Origin of the sequence: Ornithinibacillus jepli (genome assembly GCF_047228935.1) — a bacterium.
Lineage (GTDB): Bacteria > Bacillota > Bacilli > Bacillales > Amphibacillaceae > Ornithinibacillus.
Genome location: NZ_JBFEGG010000003.1, coordinates 271,511 through 296,613 on the forward strand (window position 1 = coordinate 271,511; position 25,103 = coordinate 296,613).

26 protein-coding genes and 1 riboswitch are annotated in these 25,103 nt (G+C 35.8%); of the genes, 21 read left to right on the forward strand and 5 right to left on the reverse strand.

The annotated features are described in order from the left end of the window. Positions 1 to 6 precede the first annotated feature (6 nt). The 9 genes from AB1K81_RS13110 to AB1K81_RS13150 all read left to right on the forward strand — a co-directional run bounded on the left by AB1K81_RS13110 (position 7) and on the right by AB1K81_RS13150 (position 7,309). Positions 7 to 972, forward strand: coding sequence for a carbohydrate ABC transporter permease (locus tag AB1K81_RS13110; protein WP_412977103.1), 966 nt, complete (start codon positions 7 to 9; stop codon positions 970 to 972). Between the two features lie 242 nt (positions 973 to 1,214). Continuing rightward, entirely contained in the window at positions 1,215 to 2,138 is a 924-nt protein-coding gene (gene murQ, locus AB1K81_RS13115) for an N-acetylmuramic acid 6-phosphate etherase (RefSeq protein ID WP_412977104.1), read from the forward strand. Next, entirely contained in the window at positions 2,139 to 3,086 is a 948-nt protein-coding gene (locus AB1K81_RS13120) for a GNAT family N-acetyltransferase (RefSeq protein WP_412977105.1), read from the forward strand. Between the two features lie 19 nt (positions 3,087 to 3,105). Continuing rightward, positions 3,106 to 3,990, forward strand: a complete 885-nt coding sequence (locus AB1K81_RS13125; RefSeq protein WP_489685623.1) for a MurR/RpiR family transcriptional regulator — start codon at positions 3,106 to 3,108, stop codon at positions 3,988 to 3,990. Positions 3,991 to 4,034: 44 nt separating this feature from the next. Continuing rightward, on the forward strand, positions 4,035 to 4,997 hold the full coding sequence (locus AB1K81_RS13130; RefSeq protein ID WP_412977107.1) for a GNAT family N-acetyltransferase: 963 nt from the start codon (positions 4,035 to 4,037) through the stop codon (positions 4,995 to 4,997). Further along, positions 4,997 to 6,043, forward strand: a complete 1,047-nt coding sequence (locus AB1K81_RS13135; RefSeq protein WP_412977108.1) for a serine hydrolase domain-containing protein — start codon at positions 4,997 to 4,999, stop codon at positions 6,041 to 6,043. Before AB1K81_RS13130 ends, AB1K81_RS13135 begins: the two co-directional genes overlap by 1 nt. A gap of 18 nt (positions 6,044 to 6,061) precedes the next feature. Beyond that, entirely contained in the window at positions 6,062 to 6,604 is a 543-nt protein-coding gene (locus tag AB1K81_RS13140; RefSeq protein WP_412977109.1) for a ribonuclease FAU-1 family protein, read from the forward strand. A 61-nt stretch (positions 6,605 to 6,665) separates the two neighbouring features. Further along, complete coding sequence (locus AB1K81_RS13145) at positions 6,666 to 7,103, forward strand: hypothetical protein (RefSeq protein ID WP_412977110.1); 438 nt, start codon at positions 6,666 to 6,668, stop codon at positions 7,101 to 7,103. Positions 7,104 to 7,135: 32 nt separating this feature from the next. Continuing rightward, on the forward strand, positions 7,136 to 7,309 hold the full coding sequence (locus AB1K81_RS13150; RefSeq protein ID WP_412977111.1) for a hypothetical protein: 174 nt from the start codon (positions 7,136 to 7,138) through the stop codon (positions 7,307 to 7,309). Between the two features lie 19 nt (positions 7,310 to 7,328). Here AB1K81_RS13150 and AB1K81_RS13155 read toward each other — a convergent pair whose 3' ends face one another. Further along, entirely contained in the window at positions 7,329 to 8,159 is an 831-nt protein-coding gene (locus tag AB1K81_RS13155; protein WP_412977112.1) for an alpha/beta fold hydrolase, read from the reverse strand. 200 nt (positions 8,160 to 8,359) lie between these two features. Between AB1K81_RS13155 and AB1K81_RS13160 the strand changes: the two genes are divergently transcribed. The 4 genes from AB1K81_RS13160 to AB1K81_RS13175 are packed head-to-tail and all read left to right on the forward strand — an operon-like array spanning position 8,360 to position 11,752. Continuing rightward, positions 8,360 to 8,584 (forward strand): hypothetical protein, encoded by a 225-nt coding sequence (locus tag AB1K81_RS13160; protein ID WP_412977113.1) that lies wholly within the window; start codon positions 8,360 to 8,362, stop codon positions 8,582 to 8,584. 30 nt (positions 8,585 to 8,614) lie between these two features. Further along, entirely contained in the window at positions 8,615 to 9,943 is a 1,329-nt protein-coding gene (locus AB1K81_RS13165; protein ID WP_412977114.1) for an ABC transporter substrate-binding protein, read from the forward strand. 56 nt (positions 9,944 to 9,999) lie between these two features. Further along, positions 10,000 to 10,893, forward strand: coding sequence for a carbohydrate ABC transporter permease (locus AB1K81_RS13170; RefSeq protein WP_412977376.1), 894 nt, complete (start codon positions 10,000 to 10,002; stop codon positions 10,891 to 10,893). 16 nt (positions 10,894 to 10,909) lie between these two features. After that, on the forward strand, positions 10,910 to 11,752 hold the full coding sequence (locus tag AB1K81_RS13175) for a carbohydrate ABC transporter permease (protein WP_412977115.1): 843 nt from the start codon (positions 10,910 to 10,912) through the stop codon (positions 11,750 to 11,752). 73 nt (positions 11,753 to 11,825) lie between these two features. Here AB1K81_RS13175 and AB1K81_RS13180 read toward each other — a convergent pair whose 3' ends face one another. Then, positions 11,826 to 12,575 carry a SurA N-terminal domain-containing protein gene (locus tag AB1K81_RS13180; protein ID WP_412977116.1) on the reverse strand — a complete coding sequence of 250 codons (750 nt, stop codon included), beginning with the start codon at positions 12,573 to 12,575 and terminating at the stop codon, positions 11,826 to 11,828. 774 nt (positions 12,576 to 13,349) lie between these two features. Here AB1K81_RS13180 and AB1K81_RS13185 point away from each other — a divergent pair. The 8 genes from AB1K81_RS13185 (at position 13,350) to AB1K81_RS13220 (ending at position 22,139) form a co-directional block, all read left to right on the forward strand. Beyond that, positions 13,350 to 14,426 (forward strand): ABC transporter ATP-binding protein, encoded by a 1,077-nt coding sequence (locus tag AB1K81_RS13185; RefSeq protein WP_412977117.1) that lies wholly within the window; start codon positions 13,350 to 13,352, stop codon positions 14,424 to 14,426. Between the two features lie 35 nt (positions 14,427 to 14,461). Beyond that, the gene (locus tag AB1K81_RS13190; RefSeq protein WP_412977118.1) at positions 14,462 to 15,529 is read left to right on the forward strand and encodes an ABC transporter substrate-binding protein; all 1,068 of its coding nucleotides are present in this window, start codon (positions 14,462 to 14,464) and stop codon (positions 15,527 to 15,529) included. A 141-nt stretch (positions 15,530 to 15,670) separates the two neighbouring features. Further along, positions 15,671 to 16,459, forward strand: coding sequence for an ABC transporter permease (locus AB1K81_RS13195; protein ID WP_412977119.1), 789 nt, complete (start codon positions 15,671 to 15,673; stop codon positions 16,457 to 16,459). Next, positions 16,456 to 17,307 (forward strand): ABC transporter permease, encoded by an 852-nt coding sequence (locus AB1K81_RS13200; RefSeq protein WP_412977120.1) that lies wholly within the window; start codon positions 16,456 to 16,458, stop codon positions 17,305 to 17,307. Before AB1K81_RS13195 ends, AB1K81_RS13200 begins: the two co-directional genes overlap by 4 nt. Positions 17,308 to 17,465: 158 nt before the next feature. After that, positions 17,466 to 17,550: riboswitch (cyclic di-GMP riboswitch) on the forward strand. 118 nt (positions 17,551 to 17,668) lie between these two features. Further along, positions 17,669 to 18,232 carry a PilZ domain-containing protein gene (locus AB1K81_RS13205; protein WP_412977121.1) on the forward strand — a complete coding sequence of 188 codons (564 nt, stop codon included), beginning with the start codon at positions 17,669 to 17,671 and terminating at the stop codon, positions 18,230 to 18,232. Between the two features lie 213 nt (positions 18,233 to 18,445). Next, on the forward strand, positions 18,446 to 19,375 hold the full coding sequence (hag, locus tag AB1K81_RS13210; RefSeq protein ID WP_412977122.1) for a flagellin Hag: 930 nt from the start codon (positions 18,446 to 18,448) through the stop codon (positions 19,373 to 19,375). A gap of 327 nt (positions 19,376 to 19,702) precedes the next feature. Then, positions 19,703 to 20,311 carry a DUF8042 domain-containing protein gene (locus AB1K81_RS13215; protein WP_412977123.1) on the forward strand — a complete coding sequence of 203 codons (609 nt, stop codon included), beginning with the start codon at positions 19,703 to 19,705 and terminating at the stop codon, positions 20,309 to 20,311. After that, the gene (locus AB1K81_RS13220) at positions 20,301 to 22,139 is read left to right on the forward strand and encodes a motility associated factor glycosyltransferase family protein (RefSeq protein ID WP_412977124.1); all 1,839 of its coding nucleotides are present in this window, start codon (positions 20,301 to 20,303) and stop codon (positions 22,137 to 22,139) included. The genes AB1K81_RS13215 and AB1K81_RS13220 overlap by 11 nt, the downstream gene beginning before the upstream one ends. A 295-nt stretch (positions 22,140 to 22,434) precedes the next feature. Here AB1K81_RS13220 and AB1K81_RS13225 read toward each other — a convergent pair whose 3' ends face one another. From AB1K81_RS13225 to neuC, 3 genes are all read right to left on the reverse strand, one after another. After that, the gene (locus tag AB1K81_RS13225) at positions 22,435 to 23,100 is read right to left on the reverse strand and encodes a TylF/MycF/NovP-related O-methyltransferase (protein WP_412977125.1); all 666 of its coding nucleotides are present in this window, start codon (positions 23,098 to 23,100) and stop codon (positions 22,435 to 22,437) included. A gap of 145 nt (positions 23,101 to 23,245) precedes the next feature. Further along, positions 23,246 to 23,950, reverse strand: a complete 705-nt coding sequence (locus AB1K81_RS13230; protein ID WP_412977126.1) for an acylneuraminate cytidylyltransferase family protein — start codon at positions 23,948 to 23,950, stop codon at positions 23,246 to 23,248. Between the two features lie 12 nt (positions 23,951 to 23,962). Continuing rightward, positions 23,963 to 25,096 carry a UDP-N-acetylglucosamine 2-epimerase gene (gene neuC / locus AB1K81_RS13235; protein WP_412977127.1) on the reverse strand — a complete coding sequence of 378 codons (1,134 nt, stop codon included), beginning with the start codon at positions 25,094 to 25,096 and terminating at the stop codon, positions 23,963 to 23,965. Positions 25,097 to 25,103: the final 7 nt, after the last annotated feature.

Genomic DNA, 25,103 nt, shown 5'->3' on the forward strand with positions numbered 1-25,103 from the left:
AAATACATGAAGAAACGATTTACAGTCAATAAATTAATTGTCTACATCCTGTTATCTGCTGCAGCAGTTATTTCCCTTTTACCATTGTATTGGGTATTTAGTACATCGTTACAGCTGAAAAGTTACCAAGATGACGAATTAGAACGACCGACATCTTATGTTAATGCCAATCCCCCTAAAATGTATCCGATTGGTATTACGGAATACTTTGAACACTGGGGGAAAGCTAGAGACGCAGAGAAATCAGGCGATGCTGAGCAAGAAGCCTACCATCGTGAGATTATGTCCTTGATTGTGAAAGATACGTTTTCAGGATTTACTAGCTTGTTCAGTAAAAATCAAATGGGATGGTGGTTCTTCAACAGTTTATACATCGGTATTGTTGTAACCATCGGAATATTACTACTTGATTCCATGGCAGGTTATGTTCTAGCCAAAAAGAGGTTCCCAGGTCGAAATCTCATATTCTGGCTTATCATCTCTACTATGATGATTCCATCACAAGTAACATTAGTACCAATGTTTATCATGGTTCGTGATTTAGGTCTTATGGATACTCACTGGGCATTAATTTTACCAGACTTATCGATGGTATTTGGGGTATTCCTCATGCGTCAGTTTATGATGTCAATTCCGGATGAACTGATCGAAGCAGCAAAAATTGATGGAGCAAGTGAATGGAGAACTTATTGGAGCATTGTTCTCCCACTAGCAAAACCAGGACTTGCAGCACTAGGTATCTTCACATTTATGAATGTGTGGAACTCATTCCTATGGCCAATTATCGTATTAAACAGTGCGAAGCTTTATACATTACCTGTAGGACTGAAAACATTACAAGATGCAAACCTAGCAGACTTCAAACTATTAATGAGTGGTGCAGCAATTGCCGCAATACCAATGATCATTGTATTTATTATATTCCAACGTCACTTTGTGAAAGGCTTGACCTTGGGAGGCGTGAAGGAGTAGTAGAGGGTATTGTAGTGTTGGTTACTAGGATTGTTGTTTGTTAGAGAATTCAACGGTTATGGTCAGATCATCAACCATTATTTTAAGGTACCAACCGAATATCTGGAACATTGACCGTAATCCTGGGATATCGGCCGGAATTAGAAAACAGCACCAAGTTTTGGAAAACATCAACTGTTATCCTAAAACATCAACCAAACCGCCTCTACTAAACCAAACAAAACGAAACAAAATAGGATGGTATGAGAATGAATAAATTATCAGCTTTGGTTACTGAAATGAGAAATGAACATTCGATGACGATTGATAATATGTCCACGTCGGAAATACTATCAGTAATTAATAACGAAGATTTAAAAGTAGCCCTGGCGGTTCAACAAGTGCTGCCAGAAGTCGAGCAGGCTGTGGAGAAAATCTATTACTCCCTAAAAAATGGAGGCAGATTGTTTTATGTCGGGGCAGGTACAAGTGGTAGGTTAGGAATATTAGATGCAGTGGAATGCCCACCAACGTATAGCACACCTCCAGAATTAGTTCAGGCGGTGATGGCTGGTGGCAAGAAGGCAATTGAAAAAGCAGTTGAAGGTGCCGAGGATAGTGAAGAGCTCGGTGCGAATGACTTAGCGGAACGTGGTCTTACAGAGATAGATGTTGTTGTTGGGATTGCCGCTAGTGGGCGGACACCATATGTTGCAGGGGCTTTAAAATATGCTAAGAAAATAGGGGCAGCGACAGTTAGTCTAACCAGTAATAAAAATGCGGTAATTAGTCAAATTGCAGATGTGAAAATTGAAGTGGAAACAGGACCAGAGGTTATTACTGGCTCAACGAGAATGAAGGCAGCAACTGCTCACAAGTTGATTTTAAATATGCTTACAACAACAACGATGATTAAAATTGGTAAAGTCTACGAAAATCTTATGGTAGATGTGAAAGTAAGTAATCTTAAATTGCAAGAACGTGCTATAAGTATTGTTTCTACCATTACAGGTGTATCCTATGAAGTGGCAAAGGAAGCACTAACGAAATCAAATAATGAAGTGAAACCTGCCATCGTCATGCTAAAGGCAAAAGTAACCTTGAAAGAAGCGAAAGATGCTATTGAGGTAGCAAATGGCTTTGTTCGAAAGGCAATTGAAATCGCCGAAGCAAGAGGAGGAGTTTAAATGATAACGTATCGTAGCTATCAATATGGGGATGAAGTGCAAATTGTTAAACTATGGAACAGAAGCTTACCGAAAGACCCAATCACTTCCAATAGATTTCGGAACCTTGTTTTACTTGATGCAAACTTTGACCCAAAAGGATTATGTCTAGCTTTTGACGGTGAAAATCTCGTTGGCTGTGTGTATGGAATAAGAAGATTACTCCCTATGATAGGAACAGAGCTTGAAGAAGAAAATGGCTGGATTACGTATTTCTTTGTTGATCCGGATTATCAAAATCAAGGAATTGGGTTAACATTAATGCAGGAAGTAGAACGATTTTTCCAAGAAAATAACCGAAAAGCCGTGTTTTTTGCATCGTACGCACCGAATTATATCCTTCCAGGTATCGATGAAGATACTTACCAAGGTGGCTATCAATTTTTGCAAAAACAAGGATTTCAAAAGCTGTATTCACCTGTAGCAATGGATCGTAATTTACTAGATTATCAAGTTACAGATGAAATAAAGCAATTAAAAGAAGAACGAGAAGCGGAAGGATATACGTTTTCCATCGCTGAAAATAAAGATTTATATGATGTAATTCAATTTGCAAATAACGTATTTAATCCAGATTGGGGTAGAGCAATTCGCGAAGGCTTGAAAGAAGTTCTACCGATGGAGAGAGTACTAATTGCCAGACATCATGAACAATTAGTAGGTTTTTGCTTGTATGGTGGATATGAAGGAATACCGGAACGATTCGGTCCTTTTGGTGTTGACCCTAATCAACAAGGAAAAGGGTTAGGGAAGCTTTTGCTTCACGAATGTTTATTTCAAATGAAAGCAGAAGGACTTCATAATGCTTGGTTCCTATGGACTGGCGAGAAGAGTCCCGCGGGATATTTATATTTAAAAACTGGATTTGAAATTACGCGTAGGTTCCACGTGATGAAAAAAGATATATAAAAGAAAGTGAGTTGATCGCATGTCATATATGACTGGGGGTTTAACTATGTTAACCGAGATGTTACCAATATTACCCCCCTCGGAAAAAAAGATTGCAACCTATATTATTGGACACCCGGAAGAGGCGATCAAGTTAACTGCGCAAGAACTAGGTAAACGGAGTGATACGAGTGGAGCAGCGGTTATTCGGCTTTGTAAATCGTTAGACTTAAAAGGCTTCCAAGACCTAAAGTTCCGAATTGCTGGCGATTTACAGAAGACCGCAGTAGATGAAGGCTTTCGCGATATTAAGCCGAATGAAGATTTACAATCCATTATTGATAAAATGACGAACAACAGCATCCAAACGATTAAAGAAACTGCAGAACTGCTTCGGATTGATGAAGTGGAGAAAGCTGTACAACTGCTTCTAAACGCGAAAAAGATTCATTTTATAGGTGTTGGTGCATCGGGAATTATTGCTAAAGACGCACAACAAAAATTCCTTCGCATTAATAAGACGGTCTATGCATTTTCCGATATTCATATGGCCGCAACTTTAGTCGCTAATGGAGATGAAGATGACGTCGTAGTTGGTATTTCCTTCTCAGGTGAAACACAAGAAGTGGCAAAGGTTTTAGAACTAGCAAAACAAAAAAATATGAAAACGATAAGCATAACTAGATATGGTAGCTCAAAAGTAACTGAGCAGGCAGATATTAGACTATACACATCAGCAACTCGAGAACCAACTTTCCGTAGTGGAGCGACCTCATCACGTATCGGCCAATTACAAGTTATTGATATTTTATTCATGCGAGTTGCTACATTGAAATATGATGAAACAGTAAACTATATTGATGTGACACGAGATGCAATTGATTTCATAACAAAGAATGGCAAGAAAAAGCAGGATAAAAGCTGACTCCACATGAGTTGGCTTATTTTGTTATACGAGGAGGAAACCGAATGAGATTTGTGCCATGGCAAGAAGAAAGATTAGAGCAATTAGTAGCATTATGGAACAAAGAAATCGGAAAAAAATTCCCTATGCAGACCGAATTATTTAAACAAAATAGCTTTTATGATGAAAATATTTCAATTGAAGGTTCGCGAATTGTTGTCGATACCGAAGATAATGATAATTTAGTGGGATTTGTTATTGTAAAGTATTTAAAAGAAAAGACAGAAGTGAACATGCGTGATGATGTTGGTTGGATTCAGGCTATTTTAGTAGACTCTGCTTATCGAAACAAAGGTATTGGGACACAGCTTTTAAATCATGCAGAAGCAATACTTAAACAAAAAGGATTGACCGAAATATTACTTGGCCGAGATATGTATCAATATTTTCCTGGAATTCCTAGTGAACAGGATGAAACAGCTCACTGGTTCGAAAAACGGGGTTATAAGTATGTTGGAACAGAGGTTGATTTAAGTAAAACATTTGATGAATTAGAGGATGTCCACTTGCCAAATATCCCGAACGTAGAATTTAGCATCCTACAAGAAGAGGAAAAAGAAGATTTCCTAGCCTTTCTACATCGATGCTTCCCTGGTAGATGGGAGCTTGAAGCCATTCATTACTTTAATAAAGGTGGAACTGGAAGGGAGTTTGTCGTGGAAAAGGAAGATGGAAATATCATTGGTTTTTGTCGGATAAATGATGCTAATTCTCCTATTATAATGGGAAATATGAACTGGGCTCCACTTTTTGAAGGAAATGTTGGTGGTGTTGGTCCACTTGGGGTTGATGCGGAGAGAAGGAAGCACGGCTATGGCCTTGCGGTAGTGCAAGCAGGAATAGCCTTTCTTCGAGAGCGTGGAATTGATCATATAGTCATTGATTGGACTGGACTTATAGAGTTTTACCAAAAGTTAGGCTTTGACGTCTGGAAAACTTATAAATCTTATAAAAAGGAGATGTTATAATGCGTGAAAAGGTGCTAGAGTTTTTACAAAAAGAAATAGTGGTAGAACACATTCCGGGGGCGGTGATCCATGTTTCACATAAGGGTAATGTCATTTTACAAGAAGCGGTTGGTAATCGAGTTGTTTATCCCGAGAAAGCACCAATGAAGCTCGATACAGTATTTGACCTTGCTTCTTTAACAAAGGTTGTCGCAACACTTCCAGTCGTTTTGAAACTGATGGATGATGGGGAAGTAAGACTTGATGACCGGGTTGCCTTTTTCTTACCAGACTTTGCGAATGAAGGAAAAGATCATATTACGCTAAGACATTTATTAACCCATACATCGGGACTACCTGCACATATCGAATATTTTAAGGGAAAATTGAATACCGAGCAGGTTTTAGATCGTATATATAATCAGCCATTAGTATATAAAACAGGTGAAAAAGTCGTTTATAGTGACCTTGGGCTAATTACGCTTTATAAAGTAATTGAACAAGTAACCGGAGAGCCGTTTGAACAGTATGTTAAACGAGAATTTTTTACCCCTTTAGAAATGTATGACACAGGCTTTAATCCTACGTTTGGTAGTGAACGGTATGCGGTTACGGAATATAATGAAAATCTACAAGCCTATAAAACTGGTATCGTTCATGATGATAACACCGAATTTATGGGTGGCATAAGTGGTCATGCAGGTCTGTTTGCCCCAGTTAAGGACCTGGCTAATTTTGCAAAAATGATAGAAAATAATGGTTCGTATAATGGAAAGCAACTTATATCCGAATCAGCTCTACATCTATCAAGAAAAAATTACACGCCATTTGATTCGGAGTACCGTGGTTTAGGCTGGATTTTAAAAAGTCCATCATACTCATCTTGTGGGGATTACTTCTCTAATAAAGCATATGGCCATACCGGATTCACCGGCACAAGTATTTGGTTTGACCCGGAAGTAGATTTACAAGTTATTCTACTAACAAATCGAGTGCATTTCGGTAGAAAACTACCTATTCTAAGATTACGTCCTAGATTACATAATATAATTCGTAGCCATTTTTAATAGAGAGGACCTGGTAGCTTGCTGACAAGAAAATATGGTGATCGTTCAAACTGGACTCGTATTGTAGAACGAAGATACGCTCAGCAGTATATAGACGCTAAAGATTTTAAAGGGTATGTAACGTTAATTGATATGGTAAAAGTAATAGAGCCTTTAGTCGTTACATATGAAGACGAGAAGATTTGTATAGTAGAAGATGGGTATACTTGGCTCTTTCAATTTCCTGAAAATAAACATTATGCCGTAACAACTGTCTTTAATGAGGTTGGTAAAGTTGTTCAATGGTACATTGATATTAATCTGGAAAATGGAGTAGAAAATGGTGTCCCATATAATGATGATTTGTTCTTAGATATTGTGGTCCTACCTTCTGGAAAAGTGATAGTGTTAGATGAGGATGAACTGGAAGAAGCATGGGCTAATGGAACCATTACACAGGAAATGTATGATTTAGCATGGAATGAAGCAAATCGATTACTGGAGCTTATAAACAGGAAGGAATTTGCAATATTAGAATTAGCAGATGCCCACAAAGAACTGCTAGAGAAGACTTTCATCTAGTAATGTAAATTTTATGGGCTGAAGAAACATCATCCAGTCTATGAAGGTGAAGGAGGTTCTGATGAAAAAAATATTCTTAGTTTGTTTACTAATTTTAGTGGCTGGTTGCAGTTCAAATTATAATTCTGTTGGTAGTCCACCACCTGTTTCGATGAAGATAGGAGATACGAGTCATAGTATGAAGCGGGGAAGCTATAGCTGGAGTAAACAAGGACTATTTCAGACAGAATCGATTATTGCTGATGCGGCATCACCCTATCAGATTGGGAAGGAAATGGAACCCATTACGGTGGAGAAAAACAGTGTATTAGAAATTGAGACTTCAGGAAATCCTACTCTTTCGGCTTACTTATGGGATTATACGGGTAGGACAAACGACATTCCGATTACTGATCATCAAATAACCGCTCCAGATGAGTCTGGAGAATATATTTACGAAGTCTTCGGTGAATGGGAAAAAGGAGACGGTTCCTATACGATAGTCCTAAAAGTAGAATAAGATAGGAACTTGCAATAAGGAGGGTAATGACAATGGCTAGTATTGGTATTATTGGTTTTTTATTTTCTTTAATCGCATTTATAATTCCATTAGTTCTCATTATCTTTATCTTGATTTGGATACACCAAATTAAAGTAAATAGTGAGAATCAGGTAAAACAAAACAATGAGATTATTAAGCTGTTGGAGGAATTGAATAATAAGTAGAATACTGCCATTTCCAGAATCAGTTGGAAATGGCAGTATTTTTATCGTATAAAAAATTTTCCAGGATATTATTAAACTTTTCTTCATGTTCCCAGAACATCATATGACCACCCAATACTTCTATTTTCGTTTGTGGAGATAGTTTTTTTGTATAGGCTATTGCAGTCTCTGCCCAATGCTCCGCAACTACAGTAAGAGTAGGTAACGCCTTACTTAATTGTTTTGCTGCTTCACGGTAGTCTGAAAACATTCCAGAAGCAAAGAGGTTTCCAGCTATGTAATAAGGAGTTTTCATAGATTGCTCTACTAACCATGTTAGTTCAGCATCAATTAACTCCCGCTGAATCATCACGCCAGTTATATAGGCAGTAATAAACTCCCGCTGCCCTTGTGGAGTTCGCAACGAATTATTGAATATTGCAGCAATGTCATCTAACGATCCCTCTACCCAATCCACGGTTTGAATTGATAACGATTTTGGAGGCATATCTATTAAAACAGCAGATTTAAGCCGATTGGACCCATACTGCTTAAAATACTCCCATGCCGTTAAACAGCCAAATGACCACCCTACTAACGTAACATCAGAAAGATCAAGTTGCACGAATATTTTCTGTAAATCCCTTCCGTGTGTTACATAATCATTACCGTGAACTGTCATAGTAGACCTCCCATGACTCCTTGGATCCACCACAATTACTCGATTTGTTTTGGAAAAGTAGGCAACTTGTTTTTCAAATACTTCTGTTGTAAACGTGAAACCTGGTATAAATACGATTGGCTTACCTTCCCCGATATCTTGTACGAATAACTCAATTCCAGAATCTACTTCCACATACGTTCCTCCCATATAACCCCTCCTAAATTCTTTTATAAAAATATATTCCTAGAATGGTTTAAAAGAACTACTTGGGAATGGTACAAGATTTTTTCTAGCATGTATTTAAAAGCTGTACATATATTTGTAGAAAAAGAAGGGTACCTTTTTTTCTGAAAGACCTGTAGCATGTGCAGGAAACTTAGTCACATCAAAATAGGGCATGATCACATGTGAAGGAGAAATGGTCGCATCAAGTAGAGGCCAGGGTGCATGTAAAGGAGAAATGGTCGCATCAAGTAGAGGTCAGGGAGCATGTGCAGGAAACTTGGTCACATCAAACTAGGGCAAAGGCATATGTGAAGGAGAAAAGGTCACATCAAGTAGAGGTCAGGTCACATGTGAAGGAGAAATGGTCGCATCAAGTAGAGGCCAGGGTACATGTTCCAGAAATTTGATTTCAAGAATGTAAAAAGGGGGGCAATTTAATGAGACTAAGAAATCGTTCTTGGTTGCTGTTATTCGGTGCTTTACTATTGCTGTTTATCGCTGCTTGTTCTGATGATGATGGGGATTCTGGTTCCAATGTCGGAACAAATGGTAAAATTGCTGGAGATTTGGAGATTCAATATTTTGTAGGTGGCTATGGTGACTCTTGGTGGAAGGAAGTCATTGCTGATTTTAAAGATGCATATCCCGACGTAAATGTAATTGAACATGCTGGTCCGAACATTAATGATGAGATGCGTTCGAGATGGGTATCCAATGATCCACCAGATGTCGTGTACATTGATGGAGCTGGGTCTAGTGAAACACAAATGGTAGAAGATGGACAGCTAATGAATTTGACCGAGTGGCTTGAAGGAATCGAGCTGGAGGGTGGCGACAAGCTAGCTGAAAGTTTTATCGTACAACCTGCTACGTATAACGGTGAAATCTATTCCTTACCATTAGTTTTCGATACTTGGGGAACTTGGTATGACAAAGCATTATTTGAAGAAAAAGGCTATGCCGTTCCAACAAATTTTGATGAGTTTATGGAGTCTATGAGTGAAATAAAGTCGGGAGAGGGAATTGACCCTTTCGTTACTTCTGGTCAGCATCCATATTACTTTCTACGCGGAATGCTTTATCCTGCCTTTGCAGCAGCAGGTGGGGAAGCGTTACTAGCGGATGTTATTACTGGTAAGGAAGGGGCATGGTCCAGTGACCAAGTATTAGAGATTATGAAGCGGGTAGAAACAATGGCTTCAGAAGGTATGTTTGACTCTGGTCTTGGTGCACTCAATCACACACAGTCACAAATGAATTTCTTACTTCATGAAAATGCGTTTATTCCGGTAGGATTTTGGTTGCCAAATGAGATGAAAAATGACATTCCAGACGGCTTTGATTTTGGATTTATTCCATCACCGATGAATGCTGCGGACGAGAAGTATGCGATTGTTCCAGATTTGCGCCCGCTAGCAATTGCTGAACAAGCGGAAAATCCGGATGCAGCAAAAGCATTTGTTGAATTTGTTTTCACTCGAGAATATGCAAGTTCCTTCTCCGAACACACTGGAGCAATTATGAACCTAAATGGTGTTGATTTGACACAGAATGAGAACGTTCCAGAATATTTAATGGAAGCAAATGAAATGATTAACAACCCTGATGTCGTGCAAATTTATGAGAAACCACATCCGATGAGTGCTGACTTAGAAACACCAGTTGGCAATGCACTAATTTCCTTAATGCTTGGAAACTTAACTGCTGAACAATTTGTAGAAGAAGCGGAAAAAGCAGCAGCAGAATATCGTGCAGGATTAGAATAAGTTAAGGGGACTGTCTTTAGGCATGGGGGCAGTCCCAATAAGAAATGAGTGATAATATGGTACAGTCTAAAAAGCAAAAATATTGGTTTTTAGCATTTTGCTTACTCCCTACATTTATACTGTTTGCAATTTTTACGTTGTACCCGTTGTTTAGTGGCTTATACTATTCATTTTTTGATTGGTCTGGTTCGTCTAGTAATAAAGAATTTATTGGCATTGATAATTATGTAAAGCTTTTTAATGATGCGATTATCCCTGATTCGATAGTACATGACTATTTTTTAGTAGTGACAAAGATTATCGGGATTATGGTTCTGGCGATGTTTTTCGCAGTAGCACTAACTCAATTGAAAATAAAAGAAGCACCGTTTTACCGAATCGTGTTCTTCTTTCCAAATATAATGTCTGTAGTTGTCATCGGAATTTTATGGATGTTTATTTATAATCCAAGTTTAGGACTTGTGAACTCAGGACTTGAGTTTCTAGGGCTTGAAGAGTGGACAAAACCTTGGCTTGGAGATGAAAAGTGGGCATTACCCAGTTTAGTGATACCAGCCGTTTGGGCTGGTATTGGGTTATTTATGTTAATGTTAATGGGTGGTATTGCGAATATCTCTAAAAGCTATTATGAAGCAGCAAAAATCGATGGTGCTAACGAGTGGCAACAGTTTTGGAAAATCACCTTGCCACTAGTTTGGCCACAAATTAAAGTTTCGATTTTATATATTGTGATTACAACATTAAATGGTTCCTTTATCCTCGTTCAAGTAATGACTGGTGGAGGGCCAAATAACGCTACACATGTAATGGGCTCCTATTTATATCAACAAGCGTTCAAACAATTCAACTTCGGATATGGTGCGACTATTGGGGTAATGATACTCGTTTTATCTTTAATTACAGTATTAGTTTTACAATTTTTAATGCGTCGAGAAAAAATAGAATACTAGGTAAGGAGGGATGAACATGAAGCGAAGTGTAGGGCAAATATTAGGAAGGACAGGCATTCGAATACCGTTAATTCTATGGACTATTGCAGTATTATACCCAATATTTTGGATGTTTCTTGGTTCGTTTAAATCAAATGCTGAAATTTACAGAAACCCATGGGGCTGGCCGGAAAGCTTTAACTTTGCTAATTTTACCCAAGCATGGACCAACTATAATATCGATGTAAGTGTATTTAATAGTTTAATCGTTACGGTCATTGGGGCAGCGCTTACCCTAGTTTTAGCTATTCCAACTGCCTATGCAATTGAAAGGATCAAATTTCGTGGTAGTAACGTATTGTTTACCCTTTATATATCAGCAATGATGATTCCAATGGTGTTAGGTTGGATTCCGTTATTCTTTTTACTAGCGGAAATGAACCTGTTGGATAACATTTTCGGACTGGCGATTGTCTATGCTGTAAGTCAATTGCCCTTTAGTATCTTTGTCCTCACAAGCTTTATGAGTACTATCCCGAAATCGCTAGAGGAATCCGCTGCGATTGACGGACTTTCTCCATATGGTATATTGTTTAAAATCGTAACGCCGCTTACGATGTCCGGAATAATAACCGTAACCATCATGAACTGTATTCAATTTTGGAATGAATATTTCATGGCACTTATTTTCTTACAAACAGAAACAAATTACACGCTAGCATTGGCAATTGATTATATAAGCAATGAAGCACAATACACAAATGCATGGGGCACGTTATTTGCTAGTCTCGTCATCGCCATAGTCCCAGTAATTATTCTCTATTCTTTATTTCAAAGAAGGATTGCTAAGGGGATGACAGAAGGAGCAATAAAAGGATAGGTGTGGAAATGAACCAGCCCACGCTGTCCCACAAAAGCAAAAACCAGGTCAAATACAAGACCTGGTTTTCATTTTATATATTTTTAGTTATATCAGCATCTGCTTTAAGTTTCTCAACTAATGTTTGATATGTTTTTGATTCCTTTTGGGCTTTTACTTGTGCGATAAGGTCAGCTTCCATTTCCTCATAAGTTGGAATATCTACTTCCTTAGCTTCGCTACTCATTTGTTCTAACTGAGCTTTATACGTATCATAGGCTTCTTGTAATTCTTCTTTAGTTGGTTCAACTTCACCAGACTCACTAGCAATTAGCTTGTCTACTTTTACTTGCGTTTTGACTGCAGTCATTACTTCTTCTTTCGTCATGCCTTGTTCCTCTAACGCAGTAAAAAAGGCATCTTGTGATTCAAGTCCGTTTTGTGCAACTAAATTATCTAATGTTTTATTAATGGCATCTTCAGAGGCTTCATAGCCACCCTTTTCAGCTTCTTGAATGACAAGTTTCTGACCAATCAAAGCGTCTACTATTTGACCTTTTAATTGATCTTGGTCAATTTCTTGCCCAGTCATCTGGGATTGCATCGCTAGTTGTTGGAATTGAGTTTGGTAAGTGGATTCAAACTCTTCTTTTGAAATTTTTTCACCATTAACTTCTGCAACCACATCTGGAAGGTTTTCTAAGTCAGGTTGGGGCATCTCTTGTTCAGTACTTTCGCCTTCTGCTTGTTCTTTCCCTTTATCCTCAGTAGAAGTATCATCATTACATGCCACCATACCAAAAGTCAGTAAGAGAAGAAATAAACTTAATAACCATTTTTTCATCATTATAAAACTCCTTTCCACTTCGTAATGGCTATTCTAACAAATAAAACAGAAAAGAAAACCCCACCTAAAACACCAATCCACCTTCTTTACAGAAATATTAAGCAGTCTAACTACTGGTATGTAAACATTCATCAACCAAGATCAAACCAAATCAACCAAATATGTAAAAACTAAGGAAAAATCAGAACAAGCGGACTTGTTCGTTGTCCTATAAAGGGAATGACTAATGATGAGTATAAATGTATTTTCTAACATGATAGAAATTCTTTACATAATCTACTAGCAACAATATGAAATACCAAATATCCCGGATAAATAGTTCCAAATGAAAAAACTTAAAATAATTCCACCAAAACTATTGAATTACATAATAAAAACTGCTATATTTTTTTTAGCAGAAATCGACTTTTGCATAACTTTGTAAAAATAGTGATACAGAATACATATGTTACATACATTAGTGGGGAAAGGACAGAACGCTAAAGTTTAAAGAATTATAGTCGTTAATTTTAAGTAATATGATATAGATTTGCCGAAACAGTACGCACCCAACGGGGAAGGACAAAGTCAAATAATAGACTCCTTTACCTGGTAGAGAAGGGTGTATTTTTAATGCCAAAAATTATGACTGAATGTCAGTCTTTGCCAAGAAGAGTAGAAAAATAACCTTAAAATCCTAGCAGAAGTATAGTTATAAGTTAGAAGGAAAAAGTAAATAGTATGGCAGAGTCTTGGGGAACAGTGCCCCTTAACTAGTAGAAGGAGGGATGCATGTTGGGTGTTCAAATGGTGCAACTGGAAAACGTAACGAAAGAATTTGATAATACAAATGTAGTAGATGACTTGAACTTAGATATAAAAGCAGGGGAATTTCTAACATTACTTGGCCCGTCTGGATGTGGAAAGACAACTACACTTCGAATGATTGCAGGATTCGAAAAGCCAACATCAGGAAAAATATTGTTAAACGGCAAGCAAGTGGATGAAATGGAGCCATACAAGCGAGAAGTAAATACAGTGTTTCAAAGTTATTCACTTTTTCCACATATGAGTGTGTTTGATAATGTGGCATTTGGCTTAAAAATGAAAAAAGTAGGTAAAGAAGAAATTAAAGAACGTGTCACAAAAGCGTTAAAGCTTGTACAGCTCGAGGAATATGGTAACCGTAAACCAAAGCAATTATCTGGTGGACAGCAACAACGTATTGCTATTGCGCGTGCCATTGTGAATAATCCTAAGGTACTCTTACTAGATGAACCACTTGGCGCATTAGATTTAAAGCTACGCAAGCAAATGCAGCTAGAACTAAAGCACCTCCAACAAACATTGAACATTACGTTCATCTATGTTACCCACGACCAAGAAGAAGCACTAACAATGTCAGATCGAATCGTGGTTATGAATAAAGGAAAAATCGAGCAGATTGGTCTGCCTTATGAAATATATGAAAGACCACAAACGCGTTTTGTAGCCGATTTTATTGGTCAAACTAATATTATGGAAGGTACTGTAAGTGATTTAAATGGTGAAATGGCTACAATGGCATATGCGGATCAATCAATTGAGATCCCGAATACGGCCAATGTGCATAAGGACGAGGAAATATCCATCTCTGTCCGACCTGAAAATTTAAAACTTAGCAGTACACCTATCGAAGGTTCTAATAATCTAAAAGGAACGTTCAAAGAAAAGATTTATATTGGCTCAGTGACAAAAATAGTAGTTTCCATGCCAAACGGCGAGGAACTTACCGTTAATGAATCCCATGATAAAATCGAGGAATTAACGAATACTAACGATGTCTATGTTAACTGGAGCCCCCAAAATTCGGTTGTTCTAAAAAAATAACAAATATTAATTTTAAAGATTGGAGATGGGAAGGATTGAAAAAGTCTTTTGTATTTGCACTATTTAGTTTGTTCATTGTATTATTTCTAGCAGCTTGTGGATCAGATGATTCTGATAATACTGGTGGGGATCAGGAATTAAGTGATGAGTTAATCGTATTTAACTGGAGTGAGTATATTCCACAAGAAGTAATTGATGGTTTTGAAAATGAATATGGTGTAGATGTTGTGTATTCTACATATAACTCAAACCACGAAATGCTTACAAAAGTTCAAAGTGGTACAGTTGCTTATGACTTAGTGTTTCCATCAGATTATTATGTGAAGCAAATGGTTGAAAATGATATGTTGCTTGAAATTGATTTCGATAACATACCAAATTTTGAAAATATCGCAAATGCATGGAGAAACATGCCATTTGACTCTGAGAATAAATATTCCGTTCCATTTATGTATGGGTATGACGGAATTATATATAACAAGAAATACATTAAAGAAGCCCCTACTAGCTGGGAAGACTTATGGAACCCAGAGTATGCAGGGAAAGTAGTACTGTTAGAAGAGTCTAAGGAAATTTCTAATATGGCACAACAATTATTAGGTAACGAAATGAATGACCCAACAGAAGCTCAATTAGAAGAGGGCTTTAAAAAAGTAAAAGAACTTATTCCAAATGTATTAGCATTTGATGCCGCACCATCTAGTCGTTTTGTTCGAGAAGAAGCTTGGATTGGTCATGGTTATTCCGGCTCGGCTGCGACTGCATGGTTAGAAAATGAAAATATTGACTTTGTTCTACCTGAAGAAGGCGGTATTGTTTGGTTGGATGCAATGGTTATTCCAAAAACAGCTAAAAACAAATATACTGCAGAAACATTTATTAACTACCTACTTCGTCCAGAGGTAAGTGTTAAACTTTCAGAATTCATTCCATATGGGAATCCGAATGAAGCGGCTGTCGAGATGTTACCAGAAAATATTAAGAATAGTCCTGGATTAAACTTCCCTGAAGAAGTAATTGAGCGTACAGAGTGGAACTTACCACTAGATTCAGAGCGTACTCAATTTATGAACCGTCTGTTCCAGGAAGCAAAGGTTGAATAGTTAAGTTAATAAAGAGGCTGTCAAAAGTCAATCCCTTATCATTTAATGAAGGATTGGCTTTATAGACAACCTCTTATCCTATGTCTAGCTTATTAGGCGCCAAAACGTGCGATTCCCATTTAATAGGAAGGTAGGTGGAAAATGTTGAGACCTAGAACGAAGAAAATACTATTTTCGTTTTCCCTACTCGTTTTTTTATTCTTTTATATACCAATTATGTTCGTCATCATATTCTCATTTAATGATTCTAAATTAGGAACAGTTTGGACTGGGTTTACGCTAGATTGGTATGGTTCCATTTTACAGAATACACAACTGATTGAAGCGACGATGAATAGTTTGTATTTAGCTGTGATTACAACCATCATCGCAACAATATTAGGTACCCTTGCAGCACTAGCATTACACCGCTATACCTTTATCGGCAAAAAATCTGTGGAGTTTCTATTTTATATTCCCGTAGTTATTCCGGATATCGTAGTCGCGGTAGCGCTACTTGCGATTTATGGGATTCTAAATATGTCACTCGGTTTAAATACAGCAATCCCAGGACATGTGGCAATTACGATTTCTTACGTTATGTTAGTTGTGTTGGCACGGCTTTCTTCTTTTGATAATTCATTGGAGGAAGCGGCAAAAGATCTTGGAGCGAATGAATGGCAAACGTTCTGGAAAGTAACGTTTCCATTAATCTTTCCAGGAATCTTAGCTGGTGCACTACTAGCATTTACCATTTCCCTTGATGAATTTGTTATTTCTTTCTTTACATTAGGACCTGGAGATAACACGTTACCAGTACTCGTTTATTCGATGGTTCGCTTAGGGGTTTCACCTGAAGTAAACGTACTTTCTACTATTATAATAGCCATTATGTTTGTTGTCGTGTTAATTGTTGGTCTAAGAATGAGAAAGCGAGGGGACGCGAAATGATTAAAAGTTTTAAGAAAGCATATGTATTATTATCCCCGAGTTTGTTTTGGCTAACACTGTTCCTAGTGATTCCAGTAATCTTTATTGCAATAATAAGTTTCACAACGAACGGAGACTTTGGTGGAATCATTTATGAGTTTAGCTTAAAAGCCTATTCATCTGCTTTTAGCTCCTTATACGCTAAAGTAATTTGGCAATCGGTTTGGTGGGCATTGATTGCGACGGTCGTTTGTTTATTTATTGCATATCCGTTTGCTTATTTCATCGCTCACGCTGGTAAGTGGAAAAATTTATTATTACTACTTGTCATGGTGCCGTTCTGGACAAACTTATTAATTCGTTTGTATGCGTGGATTATCCTAATGAATAATCAAGGTGTGATTAATAATGTGTTGATAGAACTAGGATTTATTGATGAGCCACTTGCATTAATGTACTCACCTGGTGGGGTAATCTTAGGTTTGGTATACGGTTTCTTACCATTTATGATTTTACCGATTTACTCTTCTATTGAACAGTTGGATAAAACATATTTGGAAGCATCAGAGGATTTAGGTGCGGGTCCAGTGAAGACGTTCTTAAATGTGACGTTACCATTAACGTTCCCAGGAATTCTTGCAGGATTTATTATTACGTTTGTACCAGCAATAAGTGTGTTCGTTGTTACAGACTTATTTACTGGTGGTAAACTACTGATGGTTGGTAATGTCATCAGGGATGCGTTCTTAGTTGAAATGAACTGGCAGCTTGGTGCAGCACTGTCGTTATTATTAATGATTTTAGTGTTGTTGTCCCTTATGATTTTCATGCGGTTTACAAATCGAAAGGATCGAAAGTTGTTGGTATAATATAGGTAATGAAAAGCGTGCTTCGGCATGCTTTTTTATGTTTATCTATAGGACTTTTGACTCAATTATGGTAAAAACGGTGATTTTGTGAGTTTTTAATTAAAAATATGTCGAATTATGGAAAAACTTTTAGTATAATAGGACTAAATATAGAGGTTTTACGAAAAAGGCAAACTTATCGAAAGGTAAGGACGCAAAGCCGAGGGCCTAAAGCACTAGTGCAATGGCAGCCTAGCTACCGAAGAAAACAGGGACTTAAGTTAGAGAGAAGGAGGACCGTTTCTTGGGTTCTCCTTTTATGTGTGATTTTGGACCTAAGGTATTTTCGAAAACCAACTTATCCAATGGGGAGGTGCTTGAAATGACTGAACAAGAGTGGATATATATTCTTATTGCGGTTGCATTTCTATTATTCATGCTATTAATATTTCTTATTAAGAAGTTTACTAGAAGTTCTCACGAAGATGTCGCATCCACTTCGGAACAGAAAGAGACCCCAAGACGTCCATCGTTTTCCGGCGTAAATAATAGAGAAAACTTTCGTGTCGCATTAGATGATGTAAATTGTTTCGTTGAGTTTCTGGATGTAGATAATGATAATCTGAATCCAAAGTTCTTTAATGGTGTGTTAAAGAATATTAGTGTTGGCGGTGTAAAGTTTGTATGCGATTATGAATATCCGATAGAGGAAGAATTGGAGATAAAGGTACGTTTTTCTCTTAATGATAGTAGATTTATCCTCAAAGGAATTATTGTGCGTAAAGAATTGTATCCTGAAAGGAATCGTTTTGGATATGGAGTTAAGTTTACGAATCTATTCGATGAGGATCGTGAGTTGTTGTATCGGTTATTGAATAGAATTATGGTAGAGAAGCGGAAAGAAAAAGTATCGAGTAAGTTGGTTGGTGAGGAGTCTATGGTATAGTGCCATGGGCTTTTTTTGTTGCTTTCATAGGGAGTAAGTAATTTTCTACAAAAATGAATATTTTTTTTCAAAAAACATTAAACATCTATTTTTCATGCCGATATAATAGGTACAACATCATAGATGTTAGTAAATGTTTTGGCCAAACATTTATATGCGAGACATATGGATGTGACTCGCGAAAATAAAAAACAATTACATGGAGGTAATAACATGATTATCAATCACAATATTTCTGCTTTAAACGCACACCGTCAATTAGGTGTAAATACTGGCTCAACTCAAAATTCTTTAGAAAAACTATCTTCTGGTCTTCGTATTAACAAAGCTGGAGATGACGCTGCTGGTCTAGCAATCTCTGAAAAAATGCGTGGACAAATCCGCGGTTTAGAAATGGCTTCTAAAAACGCGCAAGACGGTATTTCTTTAATTCAAACTGCTGAAGGTGCATTGAATGAAACTCATTCAATTCTTCAACGTATGCGTGAACTTGTAGTACAAGCTGGAAACACTGGTACTCAAGATGATACTGATTTACAAGCTATTCAAGATGAAATTGATGCTTTAGTAGAAGAACTAGGTGGAGTAACTGCTTCTGGTTCAAGTAAAGGTATTGCTGATCGTACTCAATTCAACGGTAAAAACTTACTTGATGGTACTTACTCAGCAACAGCTGCTGGTTCAGGTACAGCTCAAGCATTAACATTCCAAATCGGTGCTAATGGTGGACAACAACTTAGCGTTCATATTGAAGATATGAGTGCTTCTGCACTTGGTACTAAAGATTCTGGTGGTAATGTAACATTAAGTATGGAAGCTATTGATGTAACTAGCTTCGCTACAACTGCAGCTGATGCTTCAGGTGGTTTTGATGCACAATTAGCAGCTATTGATGCAGCTACTAACCAAGTTTCAACTCAACGTTCTGCATTAGGTGCTGTTCAGAACCGCTTAGAGCATACTATTAGTAACTTAGGTGCTTCTTCTGAGAATTTAACTGCTGCTGAATCACGTATCCGTGACGTTGATATGGCGAAAGAAATGATGGAATTCACTAAGAATAACATCTTAACTCAAGCAGCACAATCTATGTTAGCTCAAGCTAACCAGCAACCTCAAGGAGTTTTACAACTTCTTCGTTAATTAAGTTTTTTAAGGTTATCACTATTGATTTAGTGATAACCTTATTTTTTATTATAATATACAAGACTTTTAACTTTTGATTCTACTAAGTTGATTTTTGCTTTATCTTCTAATCCCTCCTAAACATAGCTTGATAATTAAACTTAACTGCACATCATATAGTTGTTAGAGATACGATAGTGAATATCCAGAAAGTCTTTTAAACCTATTATTACTTAAATAAATTCCTCTATTTACCATAACATATTCGTAATCCCTCCTTTAAAAATTCTTGTTCAATCCGATAATAATATAGAATACAAAAACTATGTTCGGGGGCAATTACTCATGCAGTTAATCTATAATGAGGAAAATATTTTATTAGAAAACAGTTTAGAATCAATCGATGTAATTTTAAATAAAGTAAATAAGATATTGGAAAATAGTGGAAAGGTTTTTAGCCATTTAGTAATAAATCAAGTGGAAGTTTATGAGAATCATGAACAATATATAAGAGAACGTATTAGTGAAATCGAAACAATAAAAATAATTACTACTACGATGAACGAAATGATATGGAATACGATGAAATCGGTTCATCAATATTTAGTAAGAGCAATACCGGCTCTAAATACGTTGGTTGATGAAAGTTATAACAATTTTACTAGTGAAACTTGGAATGGTATTAACCAGTTGGCTGAAGGGATGCAGTGGATTTTACAATTTAAAGAGGTTGCAAATGCTGCAGTTAAACAACCTACTAACTGGTCTAAGGTTGAAGAAAATCTAAAGGTTTGTGAAGAAAAGTTTGCAGAATTACTAGCTGCGGTCGAGGTGAAAGATACCATACTTATTTCAGATATTTTGTCGTATGAATTAGTACCTGTATTTGAATTAATTAAAGAAAATCTTGAAATTGCATTGAAAGATGAGGTATTTTTACAAGATGTTAATTGATAATAAGTTATTTTTGATGAAAAAGCATCCAACCTTACGGGACTATTTTCGTGACAATGAAACTAGTCTTGAAACAGCTCGAGTGGAAGTAGTCGATTCCAATAAAGGGTTAAAAACCCTACAATACCTTATAGAAGATAAACAAATGATGATTCATAGTAAGTATGATCCAATTCGTGAGGCAGAAAGAATAATTGCGGCACATAAGGATGAGATTACGGATGATACACACGTATTTTTCTATGGAATTGGCTTGGGGTATCATATTGAGAAGTTTTGTGAAGCATTTCCTAAAAATACTTATTCTATTTATGAACCTATTCCTGAGATTTTCTTTACAGCATTAAAAAATGTGGACTTAAAAAGGATAATGAGAAACAACTTGTCTAATTTTTATATGGATACCCATAGTGCAACTGCAAAAGGGTATTTACAAGAATTACAATCTAGAAATCAGCATATCCTTTTTATTATTTTACCAAGTTATAAAAACATCGTTAAAGAAAAAGTGCAACATTTTCAGGATGGTATTAAAAGGATCGTCCAGAATAGAAGGTCAAATTTATCAGTTGATATGAGCTTTCAAAAGTTATGGGTGTTAAATAGTATTTTAAATTTTAAAGCTGTACTTGATACGCCAAATATGCTGAAAGATATTGATAGGAAACAATTTGAGGGGAAACCTGTCATTATTGTCTCAGCAGGACCATCTCTTGCCGAAGATATAGAACATCTGCGTTATATTAAAGAAAATAACTTAGCCTATCTTTTTTCCGTAGGATCTGCCATTAATAGTTTAATTAAGTATGACGTATTGCCAGATGCAGTATGTACATACGATCCTGGTAGGAATAATCATGTAGTTTTTAATAAAATGATTGAAAAAGGGATAAGGGATATTCCGATGATTTTTGGTTCAAGTGTTGGGTATGAAACCATAACACAATATGAAGGACCAAAAGTTCATTTTATAACTTCTCAGGATAAAACTTCAACATATTTATTACAAGGTCAAATTGAACCTCATGATTTAATTATAGATTCACCATCTATTGCAGTAATGATGTTTCAATTGTTGAACAAGTTAAAAGCTGGCCCAATAATATTTGCTGGGCAGAATTTGGGATACTTATATGACCGTAGATATTCAGATGGAATTGAGTATAAACATGTTGAATCCATGGTAGATAAACAAGAAATGGATAACGCAATAACTACAGAGGATGTCTATGGAAATGAGATAAAAACTAATAGTGTATTTAATAGAATGAGAGAAACCATTGAACACTTTGCGAGAGTTTATGCCGTTAATACGTTTATTAATACAACAAAAGGCGGAGCGGCTATTGAAGGAGTTCCATTCTATACGATAGAAGAGGTCATAAAAAATGTGCTTTTAGAACCAATTAATAAACAAGAATGGTGGAAAGTACAGAATCAGTATAATCAAAGTGTTGTTCAAATACAGAATAAAAAAGTGATGCATAGTATAAATGAATTCCAAGAGTTGTTACGGAAGATGTATAAAGTTATTGAATCTATTTCTACTTCGACCAAGGTAAGAAATAAATCGAATATAGAATCGGCTCTTTCTCAATTTGATACTCTATATAATGCAATATTTGAAAACATCTATTATAAAAACTTTTTATCTCTATATATGCGGGTTGATGTGGAATATATAGAGAATGAGATTAGAAGACTGAATAGAGAAAGAGATCCCTTTATTAAGGGGAGAGAGGTTTTCAGCGTTTTTAGTGGATATTTGGAGAAGTGCAAATGTAATAGTCACGAATTAAATGAGATTCTTATTAAGATGAATTTTTAAATAGGGAGACACATTGATTTTTATAACCTATAAACATAAGACTTTAAGTAGAGCGTCCTAGATGATATCCTCCCTTTTAAAGTAGACAGAAAAAATAAATATCTGTTTTACTTTAGGGGGAGTTTTTTATTTCTATTACATAGTGAATTCAATGAGTAACAATAGCTAATTAATAGTTAGATGATGTATTGAATAGATTATATCGAGTGAAAAATACAATCCTATAGACTAAACGACCTTAACCCCTGGGGTTAAGGCCGTAAAAAATGTTATTATTATGCTAGGGAAGTTTTATTTATTTTTTTATAATAAATGAAGGCTTTACATGGCTTAATGTAAGTTTGTTTATTTGATATTCTTTGTCTAGTAAAAACTCATCTACAGCTCGTGTTTCCCCTTCTACAGTACCATAGTCATCGAATACAATTAGTCCGCCCGAAACGACCCTATCGAATAATAACTCTAATGCTAATTTGGAAGGCTCATAAACGTCTGTATCGATATGTAATAAGGATATCTTTGTATGTGAGTTTTCTTCTAAATATTTTGGTAGTGTTTCTAAAATATTCCCTTTTATTAATGAAACATTACCTATCCCTTTTAATTGTAAACTTTTATACAAGTCTTCCTGAGATAAAAAATCACCTTCAAAAATCTTATTCCAATTATTTACAAAGGCTTTATCAGCCGCTATTTTATCCACCTTTGGAAATTCTCCAAACACATCAAAACCAATAATTTTTCTAGACTTCTCGTTTTCTAATAATTCTCTAAAAGATGCAAATTGTAATAATGAATTACCTTTAAATACACCTAACTCAATTACATCTCCAGGTAATCCAATAATTTTTTTATACAATTCATAATGCGATAAAATATTTCCTAATCGGTATACTTCTGAAGTCAATATAAATCCATTTTCATAATCAAATGCTTTACTTTCATCATATTTTAATATCATATCATTGCCTCCTCAATTAATTAAATCTAACACATTAATTCTTATTTAGGTAGTTTGTTTTAATGTATTGAAATCCAATCCAATTACACTGTTCTTATATAAACAAAGATAGGTTTTTAGAAACTTATAGAGGAGGAACGAATAGTTACTTTACGTCCTTATCTATTGTCTGTGTTAATTTGAAATATTCTATATCCATTGGCTCATCAATATCTAAATCATATTTTTTATCCATAATATAAGCAAGTTTGTTATCATTTAAACTTGTACTATGATTTAAGCTAGAAATTAGATTTATATATATTGCCCCATTTACTTTGTATATTTCAGGAAAATCCTGCCGTCTAACTGTACTATTACTGTTTAATAAACTTATTAGAAAACCTTCTTTACTAATTGTACGCATTAAAATTGGATGATCACTTACTTCGGACACACTAACTAGATTCTCCATGCCTTCACTTACTATTTTCTCAATAGCCTCATCAATATGCCAGCTCTTTCTTAATGGTTGAGTTGGTTGTAAAACAACTACATAATCATATTCCTTACCAAGAGTTTTTTGTTTTTCAATGACATGGATAACAGCTTCTATTGTTTTAGAGTAGTCACTTGCTAGTTCAGGAGGTCTTAAGTAAGGAACGTTTGCTCCTAGTTTGATAGATACATTTGCGATTTCCTGGTCATCTGTTGATACAATGATATCATCTAAATATTTCGATTCCAGTGCTTCATCTATCGTATATTGTAGTAAAGGTTTATTATTCACCTTTACTAAGTTTTTTCTTGGAATTCCTTTACTCCCACCTCTAGCTGGTATTACGCATAAAAAGCTTTTATCTTGATACATAATTCCACCTGCTTAATGAAATTTATCAATAAATTTTTTTTGAATTGGCATTTTCCAAAGTGTTTGATCTTCCAAGAGTTTAATAAACATTTGATGGCTAGTGCCATCACCGAAATCGCATTTTATTAAACTAGGTTCTTTTATTTCTCTAATTGCACATAAAATATCTTCTTTATCTTCATGAATTGTAATAATTGTCTCTTTATGTTTGTTTGGATCGTATCTGCCACTTTGTCTCGTACCAATATTAATTGAAGGAATCCCATAGATTCCAGATTCTCTTATACCTGCACTAGAGTTTCCGATTAAGAATTGGGCATTTTTGAGTAATGTTAAGAAATATTCAAAGCGCATGGATGGAAACACTTTAAAATGATGATTATTCTTAAATTTTTCGTAGGCATCTATAATTATAGAATTTCCTTCATCGTTGTTAGGAAAAATAACGACATAATTCCTTTTTGATTCAATTAGTGAGTCAACCAACGTATTTACTTTTATTGGTAGAGAATCTAATTCTGTAGTTACTGGATGATACATCAATATCGCATATGAATTGAATTCAATGTCATACCTCTTTTTTACTTCATCAATAGATGGTAATTCTTCAGATAACATAATATCAATGTCTGGTGAGCCAATTACATGGATGGAATCCTCTTTTTCACCTAATTGAATAACTCTACGTTTTGCTTCTTCATTGCTAACTAAATGTATATGTGAGAATTTTGTAATTGCATGTCTAATAGATTCATCAATAGTACCCGAAACTTCTCCGCCTTCTATGTGTGCTACTTTAATGTTGTTAAAACTTCCTACAATAGCACCAGCTAAAGCTTCAAGTCTATCACCATGTATGACAATCATGTCTGGTTTAAATTCTTGTACATAATTACTTAAGCCTAATATGGTGTTGCTTAATGTAATATCCATGTGGGCATGATTTTTTTGATTGATATATTGATATATATTTTTAAAGCCATCTTTCTTAACTTCTTTCCAGGTTGAACCATACTTTGCAAGCATATGCATCCCAGTTATGAAAACGTAGAGTTCAAATTGATCGCTTTTTTCTACTTCTCTCATTAACGATTTTATTTTTCCGTAATCTGCTCTAGTACCTGTAATGAATAAAATCTTTTTCATAAGTGTT

Excerpts from the sequence above, each read along its gene's own strand:
- AB1K81_RS13215 (WP_412977123.1), top strand. The coding sequence starts at position 19,703 with ATGCAGTTAATCTATAATGAGGAAAATATTTTATTAGAAAACAGTTTA.
- AB1K81_RS13110 (WP_412977103.1), top strand. The coding sequence starts at position 7 with ATGAAGAAACGATTTACAGTCAATAAATTAATTGTCTACATCCTGTTA.
- AB1K81_RS13125 (WP_489685623.1), top strand. The coding sequence starts at position 3,106 with ATGTCATATATGACTGGGGGTTTAACTATGTTAACCGAGATGTTACCA.
- AB1K81_RS13220 (WP_412977124.1), top strand. The coding sequence starts at position 20,301 with ATGTTAATTGATAATAAGTTATTTTTGATGAAAAAGCATCCAACCTTA.
- AB1K81_RS13145 (WP_412977110.1), top strand. The coding sequence starts at position 6,666 with ATGAAAAAAATATTCTTAGTTTGTTTACTAATTTTAGTGGCTGGTTGC.
- AB1K81_RS13205 (WP_412977121.1), top strand. The coding sequence starts at position 17,669 with ATGACTGAACAAGAGTGGATATATATTCTTATTGCGGTTGCATTTCTA.
- murQ (WP_412977104.1), top strand. The coding sequence starts at position 1,215 with ATGAGAATGAATAAATTATCAGCTTTGGTTACTGAAATGAGAAATGAA.
- AB1K81_RS13195 (WP_412977119.1), top strand. The coding sequence starts at position 15,671 with ATGTTGAGACCTAGAACGAAGAAAATACTATTTTCGTTTTCCCTACTC.
- AB1K81_RS13165 (WP_412977114.1), top strand. The coding sequence starts at position 8,615 with ATGAGACTAAGAAATCGTTCTTGGTTGCTGTTATTCGGTGCTTTACTA.
- neuC (WP_412977127.1), bottom strand. The coding sequence starts at position 25,096 with ATGAAAAAGATTTTATTCATTACAGGTACTAGAGCAGATTACGGAAAA.
- AB1K81_RS13225 (WP_412977125.1), bottom strand. The coding sequence starts at position 23,100 with ATGATATTAAAATATGATGAAAGTAAAGCATTTGATTATGAAAATGGA.
- AB1K81_RS13120 (WP_412977105.1), top strand. The coding sequence starts at position 2,139 with ATGATAACGTATCGTAGCTATCAATATGGGGATGAAGTGCAAATTGTT.
- AB1K81_RS13135 (WP_412977108.1), top strand. The coding sequence starts at position 4,997 with ATGCGTGAAAAGGTGCTAGAGTTTTTACAAAAAGAAATAGTGGTAGAA.
- AB1K81_RS13185 (WP_412977117.1), top strand. The coding sequence starts at position 13,350 with ATGTTGGGTGTTCAAATGGTGCAACTGGAAAACGTAACGAAAGAATTT.
- AB1K81_RS13170 (WP_412977376.1), top strand. The coding sequence starts at position 10,000 with ATGGTACAGTCTAAAAAGCAAAAATATTGGTTTTTAGCATTTTGCTTA.
- AB1K81_RS13230 (WP_412977126.1), bottom strand. The coding sequence starts at position 23,950 with ATGTATCAAGATAAAAGCTTTTTATGCGTAATACCAGCTAGAGGTGGG.
- AB1K81_RS13180 (WP_412977116.1), bottom strand. The coding sequence starts at position 12,575 with ATGAAAAAATGGTTATTAAGTTTATTTCTTCTCTTACTGACTTTTGGT.
- AB1K81_RS13150 (WP_412977111.1), top strand. The coding sequence starts at position 7,136 with ATGGCTAGTATTGGTATTATTGGTTTTTTATTTTCTTTAATCGCATTT.
- AB1K81_RS13130 (WP_412977107.1), top strand. The coding sequence starts at position 4,035 with ATGAGATTTGTGCCATGGCAAGAAGAAAGATTAGAGCAATTAGTAGCA.
- AB1K81_RS13175 (WP_412977115.1), top strand. The coding sequence starts at position 10,910 with ATGAAGCGAAGTGTAGGGCAAATATTAGGAAGGACAGGCATTCGAATA.
- AB1K81_RS13200 (WP_412977120.1), top strand. The coding sequence starts at position 16,456 with ATGATTAAAAGTTTTAAGAAAGCATATGTATTATTATCCCCGAGTTTG.
- AB1K81_RS13155 (WP_412977112.1), bottom strand. The coding sequence starts at position 8,159 with ATGGGAGGAACGTATGTGGAAGTAGATTCTGGAATTGAGTTATTCGTA.
- hag (WP_412977122.1), top strand. The coding sequence starts at position 18,446 with ATGATTATCAATCACAATATTTCTGCTTTAAACGCACACCGTCAATTA.